Raw genomic sequence first — 22,929 nt, forward strand, 5'->3', positions numbered from 1 at the left:
CACTTCAGACGCGGGCGCCGTCGTCGTTCTCGTCTTTTTCCTGGGGCAGCTTCATGATGAGGTAAACCACGGCAAGGATGAACACCGCCACTATGCCCACAATCGCCAGCAGCGGCGCGGACCGCCAGAACATGACGGCCAGCAGCAAGGCAAGGGGCGCACCAATTGCGCCAAGCCAGGCAAGCATGGTCAGGGGATCCGTCCCGGCAAGGCTTGGCGGTTCCTCCGGAACGAAGTCCCCGGCGTCGTCCTCCGCGGCATAGTCACGCGGGCCGAAGGCGGCGGTGCCGCCCTGGCCGTAACCGCCGGTCCCCTCGCCGGCGTCGACCTGCCCGCCGTCACCAGCGCCCGGCGTCGCCGCCTGCCGTTCGGCTGCGGACAGTTCGGTGGGGGCTGTTCCCGCCAGACCCAGCGGATCAAAGTCGCGGAACGTCGCGGACCTGCCGGACCCGGCCACGGCCTCCGGGCCGGCCGGACCAGGAGTTTCAGGGTCAGTGCCCGTGGCGTCAGGGCCCGGGGAGGCGGCGATGCCCGGGTCCGCTGTGCCGGTAGGGGTGGCAGGTTTCTCTTCGAGCCGGGCCACGAGGTCCAGCCACACAGCATCGTCCTGGTTTGCGCTCTGGTCCGGCGAGCCGGAGTCGGGCCTATTCATGGGCGGTGCCCTCCTGGACCTGGGCTGCTGCCGTGCCGGCAACCACCGCCCGGATGAAGTCGGCGGACCCCTGGAAGATCTCCTCGGCGTCGTTATCCAGTGTTGCCACGTGGTAGCTGTTCTCCAGGGTGGTCAGTGTGAGCGGAGCGTTGGTCAGGCCGCGGCGCAGCGCTGCCACACTCGTGTCTGAAACCACGTGGTCCACAGTGGACCGGAAGACCCGGACAGGCGCGGTGATGCGGGGGAGCAGCCGGATGGTGTCCTTGAACATCTTGTTCAGCTCATGGGCCGCGGCTACGGGCGTTCGCGGGTAGGCGCCCTCGTCCATCCCGGGCTTGAGGATGTCGTTGGCAATGGCCGGGGTGCTCTTCAGGACCAGCTTCAGGATGCCGGCCAGTGGAGCGCGGGGATCATCAATCACCAGTCCGGGGTTCACCACGATCACTCCGGCCACGGGCCGGGTGGCGGCAATTCTCAGGGCCAGGGCACCGCCCATGCTCAGCCCGGCGACGAAGACGTGGTCGCAGTGGGCGTCCAACTCCAGGTAGGCGTCGTCCAGGGCGCCGTGCCACTGCGGCCAGCGCGTGCGCGCAAGGTCCTGCCAACTGGTGCCGTGCCCGGGCAGTAGCGGCATGCGTACGGCGAAGCCGGCGTCGGCAAGCGACTGGGCCCACGCGCGCAGCCCGTGCGGACTGCCCGTGAATCCGTGTGAGAGGACCACCCCGATCCGGGCTCCATCGCCGTTGACGGTGCTGCTGAAAGGGCTGTGGTCCGGTACGCCGGTCATGAAGTCTCCGAGGTGGTGTGAGGTGTGGCCGCGGTTCGGGCTGACGGTGCAGTGCTGGGTGTATTGGCAAGGAAGAAGGCGCTGGAACGGGCAAAAATCTCGGGCGCATCAACATCCAGGGTGGCCACGTGACCGCTGTTGTGCAGGTCCACTACCTCCACCAGCCGGGGGCCCAAACGCTGCCGCAACATCAGGAGTGAGGTGGCCGGCACCACGACGTCCGACTGGGACTTGAATACCTGCACCGGGGCGGTGACCTGGTGTAGCCCGCGGGTGGCTGTGCCGAAAAGCTTCTTGAGCTCGTGCACGGCTGCCAACGGAGTCCGTGAGTAGTCGCCGTCATTGGTGACGTCCGCCGTCGGCTGTTCCTCCTGAATGGGCAGCGTGGTGCGCTGGAAGTACTTGAGAACTCCGATGACCCGCACGCGGCGGTCGTAGAAGCTGAGTCCGGGATTCACCAAAGAGACGCCAGCCACGGGATGCCTGGCGGCAGTCAGCAGCGCAATGGCGCCGCCCATCGAGAGGCCGGCCACAAAACACTGCTCTGTCCGGGCGCTCAGCTGCAGGTACGCCGATTCGAAAGTCCCGTACCAGTCACGCCAGTTCGAGCGGGCGAGCTGCCGCCAATCCGTACCGTGGCCGGGCAGGAGCGGCACCGACACGGCGAATCCTTGGGCGGCGAGGTCCTCTGCCCAGGGCAGGACGCTGAGCGGGCTGCCGGTAAAGCCATGGCAGATTGCAATCCCGGTAGTGGCATTGGGTCCGTGGCCGGGGTAGCTGAAAGCGGCAGGCCGGGGCGCGATGCTGCTTTCTGTCATAACACCATCGTGTCATTGTTCTCGACAAATCTCACTAGAGTAGGGTTGCACGGGAGTGCCCGCCCGGCCCGACGAAGGGCCGGCCGGCCGGCTTCCGGAGAGGTTCGTCACGTGTTCTATTGGGTCATGAAGAGGATCTTCCTGGGGCCGGTGCTGCGGCTCCTTTTCCGCCCCTGGGTCAAGGGTCTGGACAATGTTCCAGCGCAGGGCGCGGCAATTATCGCCTCAAACCACCTGTCTTTCTCCGACTCCATCTTTATGCCGCTGATGGTCCGCAGGCCGGTTGTTTTCCTGGCCAAGTCCGAGTACTTCACCGGCTCAGGCATCAAAGGCAGGCTGACGGCCATGTTCTTCAGGCTCACCAACCAGCTGCCCATGGACAGGTCCGGGGGCGCGGCATCGGCTGTTTCGCTCAACGCCGGCATGGATGTCCTGATAAGCGGGGGACTGCTGGGCATCTACCCTGAAGGGACCCGCAGCCCCGACGCTCGCCTCTACCGGGGCAAAGTGGGCGTCGCCAAGCTGGCCCTGCAGGCTGGTGTGCCCGTGATTCCCGTGGCCATGATCGGCACGGACAAGGTTCAGCCCATCGGCAAGCGGATGCCGAACATCCGGCGCATCGGCATGATTTTCGGTGCGCCCTTGGATTTCAGCCAGTACGCAGACCAGGCGGAGGACCGGCTGGTCCAGCGCAAGGTCACCGACGAAATCATGTTCGAGCTGATGCGGCTATCCGGCCAGGAGTACGTGGACGAGTACGCCGCCGTGGTGAAGCTCCGCCTTACGGGCGCAGCAGCCACCGAGGCTGGGGGCGCCACCGCGAAACGCGCCGATCCTGACGGCGGTGCTGAGGGCACTGATGCCGAGGGTAAGGACCCGGCAGCGGGCTGACTGTGACGCCGCTCTCGGTACGCGTGACGGTCAGGTGTCCTGAAGCCAGCCGCGCACATTAGTCTTAGATAGTGACTGAGCTATCTGCAAAACCTGCCTTTTCGCTGTCCAGCACCGCCCAGAGCGGAGCAGCCAATTATCCTGGCCTCGATGATTGGCGTGACCTTCCCGTTTCCCAGCAGCCCAGCTGGCAGGACAAGGACGTTTTCGACGCGTCTGTCGGGGAGCTTTCCGTGCTCCCGCCGCTGGTTTTCGCCGGCGAAGTGGACGTTCTCCGGGAACGGCTGGCGGCTGCAGCGGAGGGCAAAGCCTTCCTGCTGCAAGGTGGCGACTGTGCTGAGACCTTTGAAGCGGCAACAGCGGATAAGATCAGCGCCCGGGTCAAGACCATCCTCCAGATGGCAGTGGTGCTCACCTACGGCGCAGCGATGCCAGTCATCAAGATGGGCCGAATGGCCGGCCAGTTCGCCAAGCCCCGCTCTTCCAACGACGAGACCCGCGACGGCGTGACCCTCCCGGCGTACCGCGGCGACATCGTCAACGGCTACGAGTTCACTCCCGAGTCCCGTGGCCATGACGCCGCCCGGATGCTCAAGGCCTACCACACGTCCGCCTCCACCCTGAACCTCATCAGGGCCTTCACACAGGGCGGCTTCGCGGACCTCCGCTCCGTGCACCAGTGGAACAAGGGCTTCACCGAAAACCCGGCGCACGCCCGTTACGAATCCCTGGCCCGTGACATCGACCGCGCCATCAAGTTCATGGCGTCCTGCGGGGCTGATTTCGAAGCACTCAAGCGAGTGGAATTCTTCGCCAGCCACGAGGCCCTGCTGCTGGACTACGAGCGCGCACTGACCCGCATCGATTCGCGGACGGGTTTCCCGTATGACACCTCGGCGCATTTCCTCTGGATCGGGGAGCGTACGCGCGAGCTTGACCACGCGCACGTTGACTTCCTCTCACGCGTCCGGAACCCCATTGGCGTGAAGCTGGGCCCGTCGACAACCGGCGACGACGCCCTCCGCCTCATCGACAAGCTGGATCCCGAGCGGGAGCCGGGCAGGCTGACGTTCATCACGCGTATGGGCGCGGGCAATATCCGCGGGAAGCTTCCCGCCATTGTGGAGAAGGTGACCGCCTCCGGCGCCAAGGTTCTCTGGGTCACCGATCCGATGCACGGCAACACCGTCACCTCGCCCAACGGCTACAAGACCCGGAACTTCGACGACGTCATTGACGAAGTACGCGGGTTCTTCGAAGTCCACCATGCTTTGGGCACGGTTCCCGGTGGCCTCCACGTGGAGATGACCGGTGACGACGTCGCCGAATGCCTGGGCGGTGCCGATCCGGTGGACCAGGAAGCGTTCCTCGACAAGTACGAGTCGGTCTGCGATCCGCGCCTGAACCACATGCAGTCCCTGGAAATGGCGTTCCTGGTGGCCGGAGCACTGGCCAAGCACTGAGCGCTCTACGCGGAGTCGGACGTCCCCGGTGGTGTGGCCGGCAGACCGCCGGCTACACCACTGTCAGGGTGACGACGGAGCCTTCAGGCACCTTCTTCTTCACCGGGTCCTGATCCCGTACCGTGCCGAAGAAGCCGCCGAGGATATTGTTCACCCGTACCTCGAAGCCCAGCGCACGCAGCGCTTCTTCGGCTTCCTTGGCTTGTTTCCCGATGAAGCTGGGGACTTCGACGAGCCTCGGTCCGTCTGAAATGGTCAGCGTCACCAGGCCACCCTTGGTCAGGGCGCCGGTCGCAGGCGACTGCGCGGCAACCGACCCCTTGGGCACCTTGGGATCGTTGACTTTGTCCTTCGCGACATCGGCCTTGAGCCCGGCCGCCTTAATGGCGTCGACGGCGGCGTCCTCCTCCAGCCCGACGACTGACGGAACGGGGATCGGCTGCGGGCCCTTGGAGACGGACAGGGCTACCGGAGTGCCATGGCGCGCCGGGGTTCCTGCGGCGGGATCCTGGGCCAACACAACGCCGGCGGCAACGGCGTCATCAAATTGTTCAGTGACGGTACCTAGCGCCATTTCGGCCTGGTTCAGTGCATCTTTAGCGTCGTCGAGCGTTCCGCCGGTCAGTTTCGGGAGTTCGAACAGTTGCGGTCCCTTGGAAACAAACAGGGACACGAGCTGGAACTTCCTGGTCTCTGTGCCGGCAGTCGGGTCGGAGCCCACAACGAGGCCGGACGGAACGTCGTCGTCAAAGACATCGTTGGTACGCGACTGGAACCCCGCCTCGCTCAGCAGTTGCTGGGCCTGGGCCACTGACTTGTTGGCGACCGCCGGAATGGTGCCCGGCGACCCGGGGCCCATGCCGAAGAACCAGCCGGCTCCTGTGGCAAGCAACGCGATGATGACCAGGACCACCACCCAGAGGGCGCCGCGGCGCCGCGGGTTCCCCTCCCGCAGACTCCGGACCGGGGTCGCCGCAGCCCGGGACCTTGTCTTCTCGTCCTCCCTGTCGAGCTTGCGGCGGGCGCGTTTGCTGAGGGGGGTCGCTGCCGGGACGGCGTCTTGAGCATCTGGCCTGTAGTGCGCTTCCGGCCGGAACTGTTGGCCTGGCCGGTAGTCGGCGTCGGGCGGATACAGGGCATGCGGAGCGTGCGGTGGGTGCTGTGGCTGCGGCCGGGAGAAGGACGACATCACGGCGGTGGGGTTGTTGGTGCGGGCGATGATCTCGGTCTGGTTCTGCTGGCCTTCCGGGGTCGCGGCAGGCGGCCTGAGGTCCAGTTCGGCATCCGTGAGGTTGGTCCGGATGTGGCGGAGTTCCTGCAACAGGGCGTTGCCGTCCACCGGGCGGTTCTCGGGATCGTTTGCGGTGCACCACTGGACGAGTTCATCCACCTCGGCGGCGAGGCCAGGCACCAAGGCCGACGGCGGACCGACCGTTTCATTCACGTGCTTGTACGCAACCTGGATGGGGACCTCGCCGTCGTACGGCTGCTGGCCGGTCAGCATCTCATAGAGCATGATGCCCACCGAATAGATATCACTCCGGGTGTCAGCCTGCTTTCCCAGCACAAGCTCGGGGGAAAGGTAACCGACCGTACCGATCAGCGTCCCGGTGCTCGTTGACGTCGTTACCGCCCGGGCCAGTCCAAAGTCGCCGATCTTGATCCGGCCGTCGTCGGCAATCAGGACGTTCTCCGGTTTCACATCCCGGTGGATAAGCCCCGCTGCATGGGCCGCGCCGAGGCCCTGCACTACCGGATCAATCAGGGCAAGGGCCAGGCGGGGAGGCAGCGCACCTTTGGATCTGATGACGTCCCGGAGGGTGTGACCCTTGATGTGTTCCATGACCAGATAGGCCGTCTGGCCGTCGTTACCCTGGTCCAGGACTCCCACCACATGGGCGTGGGACAGCTTCGCGGCGGCTTTCGCCTCGCGGCCCAGCCGGTCCAGGAACGTCTCGTCGGTGGCGAGGTGGGGATGAAGGACCTTCAGGGCAACATCGCGTTCCAGCCGAAGGTCCGTTGCCAGATATACGGTGGACATGCCGCCGCGCGCGAGTTTGGAGCGGACGGCGTAGCGGTTGTCCACCAGCGTTCCAACGAGACGGTCTGACACTTGTTCCTGCACCCTACGATACTAATCCCGCATGGAAAAGGGTCCGAACCGACGTGCGGTCCGGACCCTTATCGTTACCCCCCCCCGGGCCGGCGTCAGCAGGCATGGGGGACAGTGGCGCGGTGGCTCTTTAGCCGAAGTTCTTCTGGTGCGCCTTGATGGCAGCTACGTAAACCTTGGTGTCGTCGTACATGCCGTACTTGCTGACAGAGTACTGGCCCTGGTAGTACCCCGCAATTGCTGTGTCGAGGTCCTTGCTGGTGGCGATAAGCCGTTTGATGATCGCCACGCCGGCCGTCGCGTTGTCGTAGGGGTCCAGCAGATTCAGCTTCCGCCCTACGAGGTCTGAGGCCCACTGCCCGGAGGACGGGATGACCTGCATCGTGCCGATCGCGTTGGCAGGTGAAACCGCACGCTGGTTAAAGCCGGACTCCTGGTGCGCGAAGGCCAGGGCCAGGGTGGGGTCCACTCCCATCTGGCGTGCCGTGTCAGCCACAATTGCGCGCATCTCGGCCCGGGACGGTACGGGAGAGGCGTTCAGCAAGGCCTTGTTCTCGTTGGCAGAGCTCACAACGGCAGCGGGGTAGGTGAAACCCAGGAAGGAGCTCGGCACCAGCGGGGCGGCGGGGGCCGCCGGGGCGGCCGGGGCGGACGAAGCGGGCTGAATGGAGGCGCCGGGAATCACCAGCTTGTTGCCGGGGTAGATGACAGTAGTCATGCTCAGCTGGTTGGCCGCCAGAATGTCCGAGAGCTTGACGCCGTGCCGGGAGGCGATCGCGGACAGGGTGTCGCCGGCCTTGATCGTGTATGAACCGCCGGGAGCAGGTGCAGCAGGCGCGGGAGCCGGCGCTGCGGGAGCGGAAGAAGGCTGCACGGCCGAAGCCGGTGCAGCCGGGGCTGCGGGAGCACCTGCGCCGACTTTGATCTTCTGGCCGGGGTAGATGATGGAGCGCATGTTCAGGCCGTTCCAGCCGAAAATGTCCGACAGGCTGGCGTTGTGCCGGGCCGCGATGGCGCCGAGCGTATCGCCGGACTTTACGGTGTAGCTGCCTCCGGCGTTGGCCGGAGCGGCCGCGGCAGGGGCCGCAGGAGCCGGGGCGGGGGCGGAACCCGTGCCCGACAGCTTGATCTTCTGGCCGGGGTAGATGATGGTGTTCGGCTGGAGGTTGTTGAGCTTAAGGACCTCGTATGTGTCCAGCCCGAATTTGCCGGCGATTCCGCTGATGGTGTCTCCCCGGGCAATAGTGTATTCCGCGGGAGCCACCGGCTGCATGGGCTGGAAGGCAGCCGGAATGGTAGTGGAAACCGAGGCCGCCGGGATCAGGGCAGCCTTAGGTTCGGCTGCCTGGGCCTTCATCGCGGCGGCAAGGGTTGCCGGGATAGCGCGGGCAGGGGCCTCTGCGGCAGCAGGCTGGGCGAGGGCCAACGACGACAGGACAACCGCAGGAAGCGCTGCTGTGGTGACAGCAATCATAGGCAGGCTCTGCCTGGAGGGCTGCTTTGGCGAGCGGGACGTCGTCATGGAAAGAATCCTCTTCTTCAACTGCCGGGGCGGGAGATGCGATGTGACTATTGATACTAGTGTTACTTAAGTTATTGATGTTTCAAATGTGATCTATGTGAATCTCTCACGAAAATTCGCATAGCACAAGAATTCCGCCCCACGCAGAATAAAGAGTTTTATGGAGTGTCGCGTGATTCGCGGCAGTGGCGGCCAATCCCGACTAGGCGGCAGGGCTCCGGCCGTGGCAACCTTGATCCGTGAGTAACGTAGAAAGCCTTGTGGGCGAGTGGCTGCCCCTGCCGGATGTCGCGCAGTTGTTGGACGTTTCGATTACGAGAGTCCATGGCCTTATTGATGAACGCGCTTTGGCGGCCCTGCGGGTCGGGGAGCGCCGGATACGTTCAGTTCCGGCCGCGTTTATCCTGGACGGCCAGGTTGTCGACAGCCTCAAAGGGACCATTGTGGTCCTGGCGGACGCCGGCTATTCCGACGAGGATCTCATCGTCTGGCTGTTTACCCCCGACGAGTCGCTCCGCGGCCGGCCGATTGATGCATTGCGGGAAGGCCGCAAGACGGAAATCAGGCGCCGGGCCCAGACCCTGGCCTGGTAAGCAGCACAAAGGGCCCGGACAACGCCGGGCCCGCGGACGTGGCCAAGACGGGCGCCAACGTCAGGATGCGCGGCTGACCGTCGCTTCCGCCAGCTTCCGCAGGGCAGTCTTGGGCAGTTCTTCCAGCGGCAGCTGTTCCAGTGCGTCATACGCCGCGGCGCCAAATTCGTTGATCAGCACTTCAGTGGCCTGAAGCGCCCCCGACTCTTCGATGATCCGGCGGATCTCGGCCACATCGGCGTCGCCCAGGTCAGGGCTGCCCAGCTTCGCATCGATAAACGCCGATTCGGCGGTTGATGCCTGGCCCAGCGCGAGGGCAATGAGTACGGTCCGCTTGCCTTCGCGGAGATCGTCACCTGCAGGCTTGCCCGTGGTGACAGGGTCCCCAAAGACGCCCAGGACGTCGTCGCGCAGTTGGAACGCCTCGCCCAGCGGCAACGCGAAGGCCGAGTAGCCCCGGAGCAACTCGTCCGGAGCGTCCGCCAAGGCGCCGCCAAGCGCCAGCGGGTGCTCAGTGGAATATTTGGCGGACTTGAACCTGATGATGGACTGTGCCCGTGTCACTGCTCCGGCCCGGTCCCGGACAGGACCGGCCACTTCCTCGAGGATGTCAAGATACTGCCCCGCCATCACCTCGGCACGCATGAGGTTGAAGATCAGCCGTGCCCTGCTGCCTGCAGCTGCCTGTGCGCCGATGTCCGTGAAGGCCTCCTCGCTGAACGAGAGGCAAAGATCCCCGGTGAGGATCGCGGCTGCATGCCCAAACCGCTCGCTGTCCAGAGCCCAGCCCTGTGCGTGGTGCAGCTGGCTGAAGCGGCGGTGCACGCTGGGGCCGCCCCGCCGCGTGTCGGAGCGGTCAATGATGTCGTCATGGATCAGGGCAGCTGCCTGGAAAAGCTCCAGGGCCGATCCCGCCGTCACGATTTCCTGGGCCGCCGGCTCGCCGCCCGCGCCGCGCCATCCCCAGTAACACATCAGCGCACGGAGCCTTTTGCCCCCGGTCACCAGGTTGGAAATGGAACCCATAATGGGATCGATATCGGGTGAAATGGCGGCCATTAGGGATTGCCGCGTGGTGAGGAAGTCTGTCAGCTCACCGGCAACGGCGGCGACGAATGCAGTCTGCTCAATCCTTAGCTGCTCCGAAACGCTCACTTGGCTGACTCAGCAGCCACGTTGGCGCCGACGGTGAACGTGGAGACACCGGCCGCTTCGACGGCGGCGATGTTGACCGTCTCGGAGTCGTTCCGGACGAAGTCCTTGGAAGCAACGGCGCCCACTGCGTCGCCGGGGACGGCTTTGAATCCCTGCGCCTCCAGGTGCTTTGTGTAGAAATCCATGACGGCGGCAGTCGGGGCATTGATGCTTGCCACGAGTGCCGCGGTGGCGGGCGTTGAGGTCTTGTCAAAGCTGCTCGAAATCACCGTGGCGCCGGGCATCAGGGGAAGCAGCGTTTCCGGGAACCCCGCGACGATTGTCCCAACAGTGGCGGACGTTCCCGGCGACGCCGTCGGACTGGCGGACGCGGTGGTGCTGGCGCCGCCCGACGCTGGTGAGGAGGTAACTGGGGAGGATGATGTCACTCCGGGCTCCGCGGGGCTGCAGGCGGCGAGGGCCAGCAGAGCGCCCGCGGCCAGTGCCGCTAATCCTGTTGGCTTAAGACTTCTCATGACGGTCACAGGGACTGTCCTCCTGGTGTTGATGCCGGATTCAGCCTCCAGTTTAGTCAGTACCAACCGATACAATTGCCGGTGTGGGGCCTGAGCGGAACAACCAGTACACCGAAGCGGGTCTTCGTGAGCTCCGGCGTAACTGCATCATGCACGTGGACATGGACGCCTACTTCGTCTCCGTGGAGCTTCGCACGCGGCCGGAACTCCGCGGCAAACCGGTGATCGTTGGATTTCCCGCCGACCGCTCAGTGGTCCTCTCGGCGTCGTATGAAGCACGCGCGTTCGGGGTGAAGTCCGCCATGCCCATGGTGGTCGCGGCCAGGATGTGCCCCAAAGCGGTCATCATTGAACCGCGCCACAAGCTGTACTACGAGGTTTCCGCCCAGCTGATGGAAATCTTCGAGTCCATCACCGATCTCGTGGAACCACTGAGTGTGGACGAAGCCTTCCTGGACGTCGGCGGCGCCATCCGCCGGTTGGGACCCCCGCGCGTCATCGGCGAATTGATCCGGCGCCGGGTGGCTGCCGAACTGGGCATTACGGCCTCCGTGGGCATTGCAGCCAGTAAGTTCGTGGCCAAGATTGCTTCCACGCGTTGCAAGCCGGACGGGCTGTTGCTGATTGGACCCGACGAGACAGTGCCCTACCTCCACAGCCTGCCCGTCGGGGCCTTGTGGGGAATCGGCGCGAAGACTACGGACGTCCTTGCCCGGATGGGCATCCGGACGGTGGCGGACGTGGCGGCCACGCCGGTGTCCTCCCTTAAGAAAATGCTGGGTGCCACCGGTGAGCACGTGTACCGGTTGTCGTGGGGGATCGATCCGCGGCCCGTGACGCCCGTGAGGCTCGAGAAGAGCATCGGAGCTGAGGAGACGTTCGCCGTGGACACGGGCGATGACGCGCTGATCGCCCGGGAATTGCTGCGGCTTTCGCACCGGACGGCAGGACGGCTGCGGAGTTCGGGGATGGTGGCACGGACGGTGGCGTTGAAACTCCGCTACGCCGACTTTTCCACCATCACCAGGAGCCGCACTGTGCACACACCCGTTGACAGCGCCCAGCTGATTTATGCCGTGGCCATCCAGCTCCTGGAATCATTGGGGAGCCGTCCCATGACCGTGCGGCTTGTTGGCATCCGGGCCGAGCAGCTCGAAGACACCGCCCACACGTCCCTTCAGCTGAGCCTTGACCGCCGGGATGACAACTGGCGGGCAGCAGAACAGGCCCTGGACGAGGTAAGCCGGAAATTCGGAAGCAAATCCGTCCTCCCCGCCAGTCTGCTGGATTCCGGAAACGGGTCTTAGCAGGGCGCCGGCACCTTGCCTGCGAGTTTCAGGGAGGTGATGGCCGTCTTTCAGAACGGCCCCCGACAAACTATCCTTATATGTACATAGTTTTCAGTTATTGCCGGACTTCTTGGACATGCTGCAGTTCCAATGGCCCGCATGCCGGTGTTCGCCTTCCGCCATCGTCGGCGGGGCGGGAACCTCCCGGGCATGTCGGTCGTTATCGGAGCAGTAGTACGGGATGGGACCAGCCCGGACGTTGGCCTACTTAAGGAGGTCGTGATGCCGCTCTCGGAGCACGAACAGAAGCTGCTGGAGCAGCTGGAGAAGCAGCTGCACGAGGACGATCCGAAGTTCGCGAATTCCATGGGTTCGGACCCTGGGCGAACGTGGTCCACCCGTCACATCGTGATTGGGGTGCTCTGCGCCCTCGCGGGGATCGCCCTGCTCCTGGTCGGCGTTACAGTCCAGAACATCTTCGTGGGTGTCCTGGGCTTCGTGGTTATGGGCGCGGGTGTGTACTTCGCCACAATGCGTAACGCGTCCGGCGGCAAGCAGCGCTCCGCACCTGGCACTGGTAAGTCCGGGAAGCCCCGGAGTTCCTTTATGTCCAGCCTGGAAGAACGCTGGGACGAGCGTCGCCGCGACGAATCCTAAGGAAGCGCCTGCAGGAACGGTTCCACGGCGATAGGCCGTGCCGTCCTCCATTTCCCTCCCCACGGTCAGGATGACCGCAGCAGAAGACCCGCCCCGGCGGGTCTTCTGCTTTTAACCCGGAGGCAGGTAGCGCCAGGGGTCTGTTTGAGCGCTCAAACCGGCACCTACTCCTACGTGGTTGGGGAGCCCGGGGACCGCGGATCCGCCGCCGGCGTCAGATGAGAGCCCGACGGCGGCCTGGCACCGCCGTCGGGCAGTTATGGTTCGCGCCGAAACGGCGCCAGGCCCTCCACTTCCATCCACCGCCTGCTCCCGCGCCATTTGGGGGACAAAGGCCTGAAATGGGGGAATATTGGCCTGATTTGCGTTGACTGTGGTGGAAAGTGGAGTAATGTGGAGGACATAAGAGGGTAGTTGCAACACAGGGGATGTGCAGTTCCTGACGGCAGACAGGCGGTGGGCCAGTGTTTCTGGGCACCCACTCGCCACGTCTGGACGAAAAGGGCCGAATTATCCTCCCTGCGAAGTTCCGTGAGGAGCTTGCCAGCGGGCTTGTTCTCACCAGGGGACAGGAACGTTGCATCTACGTCTTCAGTGAGCAGGAATTTGCACGTGTCCACGAGCAAATGCGGGAGGCGCCCATTTCCTCCAAGCAGGCCCGGGACTACATCCGCGTCTTTCTCTCTGGAGCCTCGGACGAGGTACCTGACAAGCAGGGGCGCATAACCATTCCGGCCGCGCTCCGGGAGTACGCAGGCCTCGGCAGGGAGCTGGCCGTTATCGGTGCAGGAACCCGGGCCGAGATCTGGGATGCCCAGGCCTGGAACGAGTACCTCGCGGAGAAGGAAACCGCCTTCTCCGAAACCGACGACGCCATTCCGGGGATCCTGTGATCACCTGAACGGCCCGGCGGATGCTTCTTGAACGAGATCTCCAGCCGCCCATCGAACAGTCAACCTGGCTCACTTCCCCGGAGCCAGGCCGGCAGGACGATAGGCGCGGATGGGGATCTGGCTCAAGAAGCAGCACCACCAACACCCACGGCAGGAAAGGACGAAGGCATGAACGATGACCCGAAGCCAACGTCCGAACGCCATGTGCCGGTCCTCAAGGACCGGTGCATCAATTTGTTGGCCCCCGGCTTCGAAGCGGCCCGCCTCCGAGGTGAAACCCCCATCGCGATTGACGCGACCCTCGGCATGGGCGGCCACTCCGAAGCCATGCTGGAGCGTTTCCCGGATCTGCACCTGATCGGCATCGACCGTGATGAGGAAGCCCTGGCACTGGCAGGGGAGCGGCTGGCGCCTTTCGCTTCCCGGACTGACCTGGTCCACGCCGTCTACGACGAAATCGCCGACGTCCTCGAAGACCTGGGCGTGGCACAGGTTCATGGCATCCTGATGGACCTGGGCGTTTCATCCCTGCAGCTGGACGAGCGTGAGCGAGGCTTCGCCTATTCCTTTGACGCTCCGCTGGACATGCGGATGGACACCAGCCGCGGCCAGACCGCAGCAGATGTGGTCAACAACTACAGCGAAGAGGATCTCGTCAGGATCATCCGGAAGTGGGGCGAGGAGAAGTTCGCCGGCCGGATCGCCAACAGGATTGTGGCGGCGAGGACAGTTAAGCCTTTCGCCACCACCGGGGAACTCGTGGAACAGATCCGCTCCGTGGTGCCGGCGGCAGCCGCCAAATCGGGCGGCCACCCGGCCAAACGGACGTTCCAGGCACTGCGTATTGAAGTGAACGAGGAACTCGACGTGCTGGAGCGCGCTGTTCCTGCCGCCGTGGCAGCAACGGCCCTGGGCGGACGCATCGTGGTGATGTCTTACCACTCCCTCGAGGACAAAATCGTCAAATCAGTTTTCCAGGCTGGCTCCAAATCCTCCGCGCCGCTCGGATTTCCGGTGGAGCTTGAGGAACACAAGGCGTTCCTCAAAACCCTGACCAAGGGCACCGAGGTACCCACCGCCGTCGAGATTGCAGAAAATCCGCGCGCAGCCTCCGCCAGGCTGCGGGCCGTGGAACGTATCAGAGCCAGGAGAGAAGCATGAGTACTGCCGCCGTCAAGAACTTTCCGGTCGTCTCCGGCAGCAGCGCCCCGGCGATCAGGTCGCTTCCTTCTGGCACCGGCCGCAGGGAACGCACACCCCTGTCTGTGGTGCGTTCCGCCCCCAAGAAGCGCCGTGCGCCGTTTGTGGTGATGTGTTTCGCCCTGCTCGCTGTTGCGCTCGTAGCCGTGCTGGTCCTGAACATCTCTGTCTCTACCTCCCAGTACCAGCTGGTGGAACTGAGGGGTAAGCAAAGCACTCTGACCAAGCAGAACCAGGACCTGACACAGCAGGTCCAAAACTTCGAGGCGCCCCAGAACCTGGCGGCAAAGGCCTCAGACCTGGGCATGGTGGCTTCGACCGTCAAAGGCCAGATCGACCTCTCCACCCTTGCCGTCACGGGCAAGGCAACTCCGGCGGTGAAGGGTGGCGCGGCTGGATCGGTTATCCCTGCTCCAGCCGTAGAGGGAGTGCTCACCGTGGTTCCCCCGGCAACGAAGTGGGAGCCGCTGAGGAACCGTAAACCGGCTGCCGAGGAACCGGCCCCTGCTGCGGCCGCTGCACCGGCCCGTGCAGCGGCACCTGCCGCTGCAGCATCGCCGGCTGAAGCGCCCGCACCACCGGCGCGTGCCGTGGAGCTCCACGGCGGTTCGGTTCCAGCACCCGAACAGAAGGTGCCCGGGTCTAACCGGTAGCCGCTGAAGGACAGCCAGTCAGGTAATAAACAGGCAACAAGGCGAGCAGCAAGGGAATCACGGTGGCGCAGAGGACGGGCAAGGCAAAAAGCGGCAAGGCCCCTAACGCCACCAAGCGGCTGCGCCTCGGCCTGGGCATTATGCTGACGCTGCTATTAGTGGTGGGCGGCAAGCTCTTTTTCGTCCAAGGGCTCGACGTCGGCGGGATGGCCGCAGCTGCGCTCGATTACCGGATGCGCGAGACCTCCCTCCCCGCCGAACGCGGCAGCATCCTTAGCGCCAACGGGACGGTCCTGGCCAACAGTGTGATCCGCTACAACATTGTGGTGGACCAAACCACCAACACGAAGACAGAGAAGTTCTGGCGCCTGGAGGAGGGCGTGGACAAACTTGTTGAAGTCAGCCGGGAGCAGGGCATCAGCGAACTCGCGGCTGTCCTGGGCATGGACGCTGACGAACTCAGGAACGCCGTGACGGGCGAATCGAAGTACCACATCGTCGCTAAGGACCTGAAGCCGGACGTTGAGCTCAGGGTCTCGGATCTCAGTATTCCCGGCATCGTCACTGAGGGCGTCAGCAAACGCGTGTACCCCAACGGTTCCGTGGCCGGCGGTATTATCGGCTTCCTCCAGGACGGCAACACGGGCCAGGCGGGGATCGAGCAGACGCAGGATGGGCTGCTGCGCGGGAAGGACGGCAAGCGGCTCTTCGAGATCGGTGCCGACGGTCTCCGGATTCCGGTCGGTGTGGATGAGCTGACACCGCCGGAGGACGGCAAGGACGTCAAGCTCACGCTCAATTCCGATCTCCAGTATTTCGCCCAGCAGGCCATTCAGAGCCAGTCAGACAAACAGGGCGCCGAGTGGGGTGTCATCACCGTGATGGATGCCAAGACCGGTGACATTGTCGCGATGGCGGACACTAATGCCCCGGATCCGAACGATCCCGGACGGGTGGCCGCCAAGGACCGCGGCGTGCGCTCCGTGACCGCAGCGTATGAGCCCGGCTCGGTACAGAAGATGATCACGGCCGCCGCCTTGATTGAAGAAGGAAAATCCAGCCCCCTGGATACGTTCACTCTCGGACCGTCGTACACCGTGGACGGCCAGACCTTCACAGACGCATTTACCCATGGCACCGAGGAGCGCACGCTCGCCGGAATCCTGGGTTGGTCAATGAACACCGGCACCGTGGCGGCCGGGTCGCGGCTGACCAAGGAACAACGGTACGACTGGCTTAAGAAATTCGGCATCGGCGAAGCCCCCGACATTGGGTTGCCGGCTACGGCCTCCGGCATTCTCACACCGGCGGACCAGTGGGACGGCCGCCAGGAATACACGGTGCTGTTCGGACAGGGCGTATCGCAGTCCACCCTGCAGACGGTTCGAGCCTTCCAGACCATCGCCAACAACGGTGTGATGCTCCAGCCGCGCCTGATTGACGCGTACGTTTCACCGGACGGAACAGAGGAGAAAGTCGCCCCGCAGCCTTCCCGCCAGGTGGTGTCGGACGGCACCGCGCAGCAGGTCCAGGACATCCTGGAAAGCGCAGTTACCGAAGGCCAGATCAAGGACGCCGCGATCGACGGATACCGGGTGGGGGCAAAGACCGGTACCTCTGAATCGCCGTGCGACGACGGGAAGTCAGGGTTCTGCGGCTACACCGCTTCAATTGTGGGGATGGCACCGATGGATGATCCCCGGTTTATTGTTGAGGTGGTGCTGCAGCGGCCCAAGGGCAATATCTACGGCATTACGCAGGGGCCCGTGTTCCGTTCGGTCATGAGCCAGGCGCTGCGCACCTACAACGTCCAGCCGTCCACGGGCGAACCGGCCAGGCTGCCGCAGTACGCCAAGTAGCATCAAGCCAGGCAGCAGTTCCCCCCACGCCCGCAGCGGAAGCAGTCTCCCGCGGGCATGATCCACTAGCACCACCATCGGAGATTCCCTTGTCAGAGCAGAACGCATCAGCCAGCAACGCGGGGCCGGCAGGGGAACCGGCACCCGCGCGGTTCAGGCCTACGGCAGTTGCTGCCGTCAGCCTGGACACGATCGGCGACGCGATCGGTGTGCAGGTCCCGGGCGCCTCCGCTGCCGTCAGCGTCACGGGAATTTCACTGAACTCGCGAACCGTGGAGCAGGGCGACCTGTATGTGGCGCTGCCTGGTGCTTCCCGCCATGGCGCAGACTTCGTGTCGCAGGCGGTCGACAGAGGAGCGGTGGCCGTCCTGACCGACGACGCCGGCGCACGCCTTCTCGCGCTGTCTGCGGATACCGCCGTCCCCGTCCTGGTGGTGGACGGACCGCGCAACGTGGTGGGGCCGCTGTCCGCCATGATCTACCAGAGCCAGCCAGCAGGCGGACGGACGCCGCGCTTGTATGGTGTGACGGGAACCAACGGCAAGACCACCACCACGTACTTCATCAACGCTTTGCTCCGTGCGCTCGGGCAGCAGACCGGCCTGATCGGAACCATCGAAATCCTGGCCGGCGGAGAACCGGTTCCCAGCCTCCTGACCACGCCTGAGTCACCGGATCTCCACGGCTTGCTCGCCCTCATGCGGGAACGGGGACTGGACGCCGCGTCCATGGAAGTCTCCTCACACGCCGTATCCTTCCAGCGTGTGGACGGTGTGCTCTTCGACGTTGCCGGTTTCACGAACCTGACGCAGGACCATCTGGATCTGCACGGCACCATGGAGGCCTACTTCGCCACAAAGGCGGAGCTGTTCACGCCCGGCCGTGCCCTTAGGGCTGTGGTGACGGTCGACGACGAATGGGGTCGCAGGCTTGCGGCCACGGCACGGATCCCGGTCACTACCCTCTCGATGACACCCGGCGGAGCTCCCACCGATTGGACCGTAACGTCCACGTCCGCGCGTGGGCTGGGTACCGGCTTCAGCCTGCAGGGACCCGACGGAGTTACCTTGAATGTCCACACCGGCCTGCCTGGCGCTTTCAACGTCGCCAACGCCGCACTGGCCACGGTAATGGTCCTGGCCAGCGGAATAGACGCCGCCACCGTGCAGGCCGCCCTGGACCACCACGACCCGTTCACCGTGGCGGTACCGGGACGGATGCAGCTCGTCTCCGAAGAACCGGCGGCCGTCGTGGACTTCGCCCACAACACTGATGCCCTGGCACGGGCACTGGAAGCGGTCAGGTCACCGCTGCCCGGCTCCCGGGTGATCGTGGTTTTCGGAGCCACCGGACAGCGCGACCAGGGCAAGCGTCCCGCCATGGGCGCCGTCGCCGCAAAGATGGCCGACCTCGTCATAGTCACGGATGACGACCCCCACGACGAGGACCCCGCGGCCATCAGGGCAGATGTGCTGGCGGGCGCACGGTCGGCGCGCGAACAGGAGTCTCCGGAGTGTGTCATCGAAGAGGTTTATCCCCGCGACGCCGCCATCCGGCGCGCCGTGGAACTGGCCGGTCCGGCCGACACCATTCTTGTGGCCGGCCGCGGCCATGAGGTCTGGCAGGAAGTCAAGGGCGTCAATCTTGCACTGGACGACCGTGTGGAACTGCGGAACGCCTTGACAGCCAGGGGATTCACCGTTCTCCGAGACGACCGGATAGAGTCCTAGACCGAGATGATTGCACTTACTGCGGCGGAAATCGCCGATATCACACACGGACGCCTGGACGCCGATCCGGGGATCACGCCCCTTTCGGTGGTCACCGATTCGCGCGAGGCTGCCGCCGGGTCGCTATACGTGGCGAAACCTGGCGAGCACGCTGATGGCCACGACTTCGTTGCCGCCGCCTTCAGCCGCGGTGCGGTGCTGGTCCTCGCCGAGCGCCCCGTAACAGGCCCGGACGGCGTCAACTATCCGGCCGTCCTGGTAGAGGATGCCGTGCTGGCCATGGGCGCGCTGGCCGCCGAAGCGGTCCGTCGGATCCGCCTGGCCCGTTCTGCCGCAGGCGACCCCCTGACCGTCATCGGGATCACCGGTTCCGCCGGGAAGACCACCACGAAGGACCTCCTCGCCGGCATCCTCACCCAGCAGGGCGTCACCGTTGCCCCGCAGGGGTCCTACAACGGCGAGGTGGGCGTACCGCTCACCGTCTTCCTCGCCGACACCCAAACGCGGTACCTGGTGATCGAGATGGGCGCCACCGGCATCGGGCACATCCGCTACCTGGCCGACATGGTGAAGCCTGACATCGGCGTCGTCCTCGGCATCGGCACTGCCCACGCCGGAGAGTTCGGGGGCGTGGACAACATTGCCCAGGCCAAGGGCGAACTGGTGGAGGCCCTCACCGCCGGCGGCACGGCCGTCATCAACCTCGACGACGACCGCGTCGCTGCCATGCGCAGCCGCACCGGCGCCACCGTGCTGGGCTTCTCGGCCGAAGGACGCCCTGACGCGACCGTTCGGGCCGAGAATCCGGACACAAACGCTGAGGGCAACCCGGAATTCGAGCTCGTCTTGCCCGGCGCCGAAACAGGCCTACACGTCAGCAGCCGCCTCATCGGCGCCCACCACACCGGCAACCTCCTCGCCGCAGCAGCGGCCGCGCACGCGGCCGGAGTGTCCGGCAAGGACATCGCCGTATCGCTGAGCACACAGTCAGCAGCCAGCCGTTGGCGGATGGAACGCACTGAACGTGCTGACGGCGTGACCATCATCAACGACGCCTACAACGCCAACCCGGAGTCCATGCGGGCGGCCCTGCGCACGCTGGCCGACCTTGGCCGCGGACGGCGCACCTGGGCCGTCCTGGGCGCCATGCTGGAACTGGGACCAGATTCGATCCGTGAACACACCGTTGTGGGCACCCAAGTGGTCCGCCTGAACATTTCCCGGCTGGTCGTCGTCGGTCGCGAAGCCCGTGCACTTTACGTTTCCGCCGTCCAGGAGGGTTCCTGGGGCGACGAATGCGTCTTTGCCGAAACCGCCGAGGACGCCTATGCGCTCCTGAACGCCGAGCTTGAGCCCGGCGACCTGGTGCTTTTCAAGTCGTCCAACAGCGTTGGACTGCGGCACCTGGGCGATCGGATAGCATTACCCCCACAATCCACGGAACCCACCGATGAAGGGAGCGAGCTGCTGTGATTGCACTTCTTATCGGCGCAGGACTTGCCCTGCTGTTTGCCTTGGTGGGAACGCCGCTGTTTATCCGCTTGCTTGTCCGCAAGAGCTACGGCCAATTCATCCGTGATGACGGACCCACATCCCACCACACCAAACGAGGTACGCCCACCATGGGCGGCACTGTGGTGGTGGGCGCGGTCCTGCTCAGCTACGGACTGACCCACCTGATTATGTGGATGATGAACCCGGACTCGGCAGGCCCCTCCGCCTCGGCCCTGATCCTGCTCTTCCTGATGGTCGGCATGGGGTTGGTGGGCTTCCTGGACGATTTCATCAAGATCTCCCGCCAGCGGAGCCTTGGCCTGGACGCGAAGGCCAAACTCATCCTCCAAGCCGCGGTAGGCATAGCCTTCGCCATTCTGGCCCTGAACTTTCCCGACCCGGACGGCCTGACGCCGGCCTCGACTAAGATCTCCCTGGTCCGCGACATTCCCTGGCTGGACCTGGCCTTCGCCGGCACGGTGGTCGGCGCAATCCTCTTTGTCCTATGGTCCAACCTGATCGTCACGGCGGCGACCAACGGCGTGAACCTGACGGACGGCCTGGACGGTCTCGCTGCCGGCGCCTCGGTCATGGTCTTCGGTGCTTACACGCTGATGGGAATCTGGCAGAACAACCAGGCCTGCGGGTCGCCTCGGGAAGCCGGCAGCGGCTGCTACTCCGTCCGCGACCCCCTGGACCTGGCGCTCCTGGCAGCCATCCTGAGCGCCGCCCTCGTGGGATTCCTCTGGTGGAACACCTCCCCGGCCAAGATCTTTATGGGTGACACGGGGTCGCTGGCCATCGGCGGCGCGATCGCCGGCTTCGCCATCCTGTCGCGGACGGAACTGCTGCTGGGAATCATCGGCGGCCTGTTCGTTCTGATTACCCTGTCCGTGATCATCCAGGTGGGCTACTTCAAAGCCACCGGCGGTAAACGCGTCTTCAAGATGGCACCGCTGCAGCACCACTTCGAACTCAAGGGCTGGGCAGAAGTCACGGTGGTGGTCCGGTTCTGGATCCTGGGCGGTCTCTTCGTGGCCGTGGGCCTGGGTGTCTTCTACGCTGAATGGGTTGTGCTCCTGTGACTGTTTCTCCCCGCCTGCAAAACCTGGTCAGTTGGGATTCTGACTGGGCAGGGCTGCGCGTTGCAGTCACCGGCATCGGAGTGTCCGGGTTCGCCGCGGCAGATACGCTCATCGAACTCGGTGCCCGGGTGGTGGTGGTTGATGCCGCCACGTCCGAGACAGCTGAGGCTCAGGCCGACACCCTGAAGATCGTCGGCGCCGTGGACGTGCTCCTGGGCGAGGAAGCCGTCAACAGGATCCCCAAGATCGATGGCAGCTTCCCCGACCTCATCGTGACCTCCCCGGGTTGGCGGCCTGACCAGGCGCTCCTGGCGGCCGCTGCGCGCGCCCACATTCCGGTCTGGGGCGACGTCGAGCTTGCCTGGCGCCTGCGGGTCCGGGCCGGGCACAAGACCGCTGACTGGCTGACCATCACCGGCACCAACGGCAAGACCACCACGGTTGGCCTGACGGCGTCGATGCTGCAGGCCGCCGGCCTGAAGGCCATCGCGGTCGGCAATGTGGGCACCCCCATCCTGGACGCCCTCCGCGACCCCGTGGAATACGACGTCTTCGCGGTTGAACTATCCAGCTTCCAGCTGCATTGGGCTGAAACGCTTTCGCCGGTGGCCAGCGTCTGCCTGAACGTGGCTGAGGACCACGTTGACTGGCACGGTTCCTACAATTCCTACCTCGCGGACAAGGCCAAGGTCTATGCGCGGACCCAGAAGGCCTGCATCTTCAACGCGGAACAGATCGAGACCGAACGGATGGTTGAGGACGCGGACGTTGTGGAGGGCTGCCGGGCCGTCGGCTTCACCACACTCACGCCGGCCATCAGCATGCTCGGCGTGGTGGAGGGCCTGCTCGTGGACCGCGCGTTTATCGAGGAACGCAGGGACAGCGCCGCCGAGCTGGCTTCGATGACCGACCTGGGGCAGTTTGCGCCCCGGCACATGGTGGCGAACGCCCTGGCGGCTGCAGCCCTGGTCCGGGCCTACGGGGTGAATGCGAAGGCCGTGCGCCAGGGCATCCAGGACTACGTGCCGGGGAACCACCGCATCCAGCCGGTCGCCAAGCAGAACGGCGTGCTCTGGGTCAACGATTCCAAGGCCACCAACCCGCACGCAGCAGCCGCGTCACTGGCCACCTTTGAAAACGTTATCTGGATCGCCGGCGGCCTGTCCAAGGGCGTCAGCTACGACCACCTGGTCCGGGACCACGCCGCCCGGCTCAAGGCTGTGGTACTCATCGGTACGGACACCGCCGCGCTTGCGAAGGCCTTGCAGCGACACGCGCCGGATGTCCCCGTGATCACGACGCCGCCGGGCGACACTGAAAATATGCAGACTGCCGCAACGGGCGGAGCCACCACGGACAGCTCGCCGGATTCCGGTGCGGCCGTGATGTCCCGGGCCGTTGCGTCAGCGGCGCAGCTGGCGGCATCAGGCGACACCGTGCTGATGGCCCCGGCAGCTGCTTCCATGGATCAGTTCTCTTCCTATGCTCACCGCGGCGACGCCTTTATTGAAGCTGTCCGCGAGCTGGTGGAAGGGCAGGCCCAGACCGGCGAGGAGTAAC

The 22,929-nt window shown here is 64.9% G+C and carries 20 protein-coding genes; 13 read left to right on the forward strand and 7 right to left on the reverse strand.

Annotated features, from left to right (window positions below):
- Positions 1 to 4 precede the first annotated feature (4 nt).
- The 3 genes from ACX80V_RS07045 to ACX80V_RS07055 are packed head-to-tail and all read right to left on the reverse strand — an operon-like array spanning position 5 to position 2,257.
- Entirely contained in the window at positions 5 to 652 is a 648-nt protein-coding gene (locus tag ACX80V_RS07045) for a hypothetical protein (RefSeq protein WP_485842539.1), read from the reverse strand.
- Positions 645 to 1,439 carry an alpha/beta hydrolase gene (locus ACX80V_RS07050; protein WP_485842540.1) on the reverse strand — a complete coding sequence of 265 codons (795 nt, stop codon included), beginning with the start codon at positions 1,437 to 1,439 and terminating at the stop codon, positions 645 to 647. The genes ACX80V_RS07045 and ACX80V_RS07050 overlap by 8 nt, the downstream gene beginning before the upstream one ends.
- Positions 1,436 to 2,257, reverse strand: a complete 822-nt coding sequence (locus tag ACX80V_RS07055; RefSeq protein ID WP_485842541.1) for an alpha/beta hydrolase — start codon at positions 2,255 to 2,257, stop codon at positions 1,436 to 1,438. Before ACX80V_RS07055 ends, ACX80V_RS07050 begins: the two co-directional genes overlap by 4 nt.
- Before the next feature lie 111 nt (positions 2,258 to 2,368).
- On the opposite strand from ACX80V_RS07055, the gene ACX80V_RS07060 reads away from it, so the two are divergent.
- Complete coding sequence (locus ACX80V_RS07060) at positions 2,369 to 3,148, forward strand: lysophospholipid acyltransferase family protein (protein ID WP_485842542.1); 780 nt, start codon at positions 2,369 to 2,371, stop codon at positions 3,146 to 3,148.
- Between the two features lie 71 nt (positions 3,149 to 3,219).
- Complete coding sequence (locus ACX80V_RS07065; RefSeq protein WP_200950669.1) at positions 3,220 to 4,611, forward strand: class II 3-deoxy-7-phosphoheptulonate synthase; 1,392 nt, start codon at positions 3,220 to 3,222, stop codon at positions 4,609 to 4,611.
- Positions 4,612 to 4,663: 52 nt separating this feature from the next.
- On the opposite strand, the gene pknB is transcribed toward ACX80V_RS07065, so the two are convergent.
- Together pknB and ACX80V_RS07075 are read right to left on the reverse strand one after the other, a co-directional pair.
- Positions 4,664 to 6,736 (reverse strand): Stk1 family PASTA domain-containing Ser/Thr kinase, encoded by a 2,073-nt coding sequence (gene pknB / locus ACX80V_RS07070; RefSeq protein ID WP_485842543.1) that lies wholly within the window; start codon positions 6,734 to 6,736, stop codon positions 4,664 to 4,666.
- 118 nt (positions 6,737 to 6,854) lie between these two features.
- Positions 6,855 to 8,246 (reverse strand): lytic transglycosylase, encoded by a 1,392-nt coding sequence (locus ACX80V_RS07075; protein ID WP_485842544.1) that lies wholly within the window; start codon positions 8,244 to 8,246, stop codon positions 6,855 to 6,857.
- A 239-nt stretch (positions 8,247 to 8,485) separates the two neighbouring features.
- Here ACX80V_RS07075 and ACX80V_RS07080 point away from each other — a divergent pair, with 239 nt between their 5' ends.
- The gene (locus ACX80V_RS07080; RefSeq protein WP_058929391.1) at positions 8,486 to 8,839 is read left to right on the forward strand and encodes an Rv2175c family DNA-binding protein; all 354 of its coding nucleotides are present in this window, start codon (positions 8,486 to 8,488) and stop codon (positions 8,837 to 8,839) included.
- A gap of 60 nt (positions 8,840 to 8,899) precedes the next feature.
- On the opposite strand, the gene ACX80V_RS07085 is transcribed toward ACX80V_RS07080, so the two are convergent.
- On the reverse strand, positions 8,900 to 9,994 hold the full coding sequence (locus tag ACX80V_RS07085) for a polyprenyl synthetase family protein (RefSeq protein ID WP_248761670.1): 1,095 nt from the start codon (positions 9,992 to 9,994) through the stop codon (positions 8,900 to 8,902).
- Complete coding sequence (locus tag ACX80V_RS07090) at positions 9,991 to 10,518, reverse strand: hypothetical protein (RefSeq protein WP_485842545.1); 528 nt, start codon at positions 10,516 to 10,518, stop codon at positions 9,991 to 9,993. The genes ACX80V_RS07085 and ACX80V_RS07090 overlap by 4 nt, the downstream gene beginning before the upstream one ends.
- 140 nt (positions 10,519 to 10,658) lie before the next feature.
- Between ACX80V_RS07090 and dinB the strand changes: the two genes are divergently transcribed.
- The 10 genes from dinB (at position 10,659) to murD (ending at position 22,928) form a co-directional block, all read left to right on the forward strand.
- On the forward strand, positions 10,659 to 11,816 hold the full coding sequence (gene dinB / locus ACX80V_RS07095) for a DNA polymerase IV (protein WP_485842694.1): 1,158 nt from the start codon (positions 10,659 to 10,661) through the stop codon (positions 11,814 to 11,816).
- Between the two features lie 264 nt (positions 11,817 to 12,080).
- Positions 12,081 to 12,455, forward strand: a complete 375-nt coding sequence (locus ACX80V_RS07100; protein WP_056342262.1) for an SCO2097 family morphological protein — start codon at positions 12,081 to 12,083, stop codon at positions 12,453 to 12,455.
- A 464-nt stretch (positions 12,456 to 12,919) separates the two neighbouring features.
- Positions 12,920 to 13,348, forward strand: coding sequence for a division/cell wall cluster transcriptional repressor MraZ (gene mraZ / locus ACX80V_RS07105; protein ID WP_058929387.1), 429 nt, complete (start codon positions 12,920 to 12,922; stop codon positions 13,346 to 13,348).
- Between the two features lie 168 nt (positions 13,349 to 13,516).
- Positions 13,517 to 14,509 carry a 16S rRNA (cytosine(1402)-N(4))-methyltransferase RsmH gene (gene rsmH / locus ACX80V_RS07110; protein ID WP_485837210.1) on the forward strand — a complete coding sequence of 331 codons (993 nt, stop codon included), beginning with the start codon at positions 13,517 to 13,519 and terminating at the stop codon, positions 14,507 to 14,509.
- Entirely contained in the window at positions 14,506 to 15,201 is a 696-nt protein-coding gene (ftsL, locus tag ACX80V_RS07115) for a cell division protein FtsL (RefSeq protein WP_485842546.1), read from the forward strand. Before rsmH ends, ftsL begins: the two co-directional genes overlap by 4 nt.
- 62 nt (positions 15,202 to 15,263) lie before the next feature.
- Complete coding sequence (locus tag ACX80V_RS07120) at positions 15,264 to 17,060, forward strand: peptidoglycan D,D-transpeptidase FtsI family protein (protein ID WP_485842547.1); 1,797 nt, start codon at positions 15,264 to 15,266, stop codon at positions 17,058 to 17,060.
- Between the two features lie 89 nt (positions 17,061 to 17,149).
- A complete protein-coding gene (locus ACX80V_RS07125) occupies positions 17,150 to 18,790 on the forward strand; it encodes a UDP-N-acetylmuramoyl-L-alanyl-D-glutamate--2,6-diaminopimelate ligase (RefSeq protein ID WP_485842548.1) in 1,641 nt (546 codons plus the stop codon).
- 6 nt (positions 18,791 to 18,796) lie between these two features.
- On the forward strand, positions 18,797 to 20,263 hold the full coding sequence (locus tag ACX80V_RS07130; RefSeq protein ID WP_485842549.1) for a UDP-N-acetylmuramoyl-tripeptide--D-alanyl-D-alanine ligase: 1,467 nt from the start codon (positions 18,797 to 18,799) through the stop codon (positions 20,261 to 20,263).
- Positions 20,260 to 21,369: a phospho-N-acetylmuramoyl-pentapeptide-transferase gene (gene mraY / locus ACX80V_RS07135; RefSeq protein ID WP_056342244.1), complete on the forward strand. Its 1,110-nt coding sequence runs from the start codon at positions 20,260 to 20,262 to the stop codon at positions 21,367 to 21,369. Before ACX80V_RS07130 ends, mraY begins: the two co-directional genes overlap by 4 nt.
- Positions 21,351 to 22,928, forward strand: a complete 1,578-nt coding sequence (gene murD, locus ACX80V_RS07140; RefSeq protein WP_485842550.1) for a UDP-N-acetylmuramoyl-L-alanine--D-glutamate ligase — start codon at positions 21,351 to 21,353, stop codon at positions 22,926 to 22,928. The genes mraY and murD overlap by 19 nt, the downstream gene beginning before the upstream one ends.
- Position 22,929 lies beyond the last annotated feature (1 nt).

This window comes from Pseudarthrobacter arbutini, from assembly GCF_054510915.1.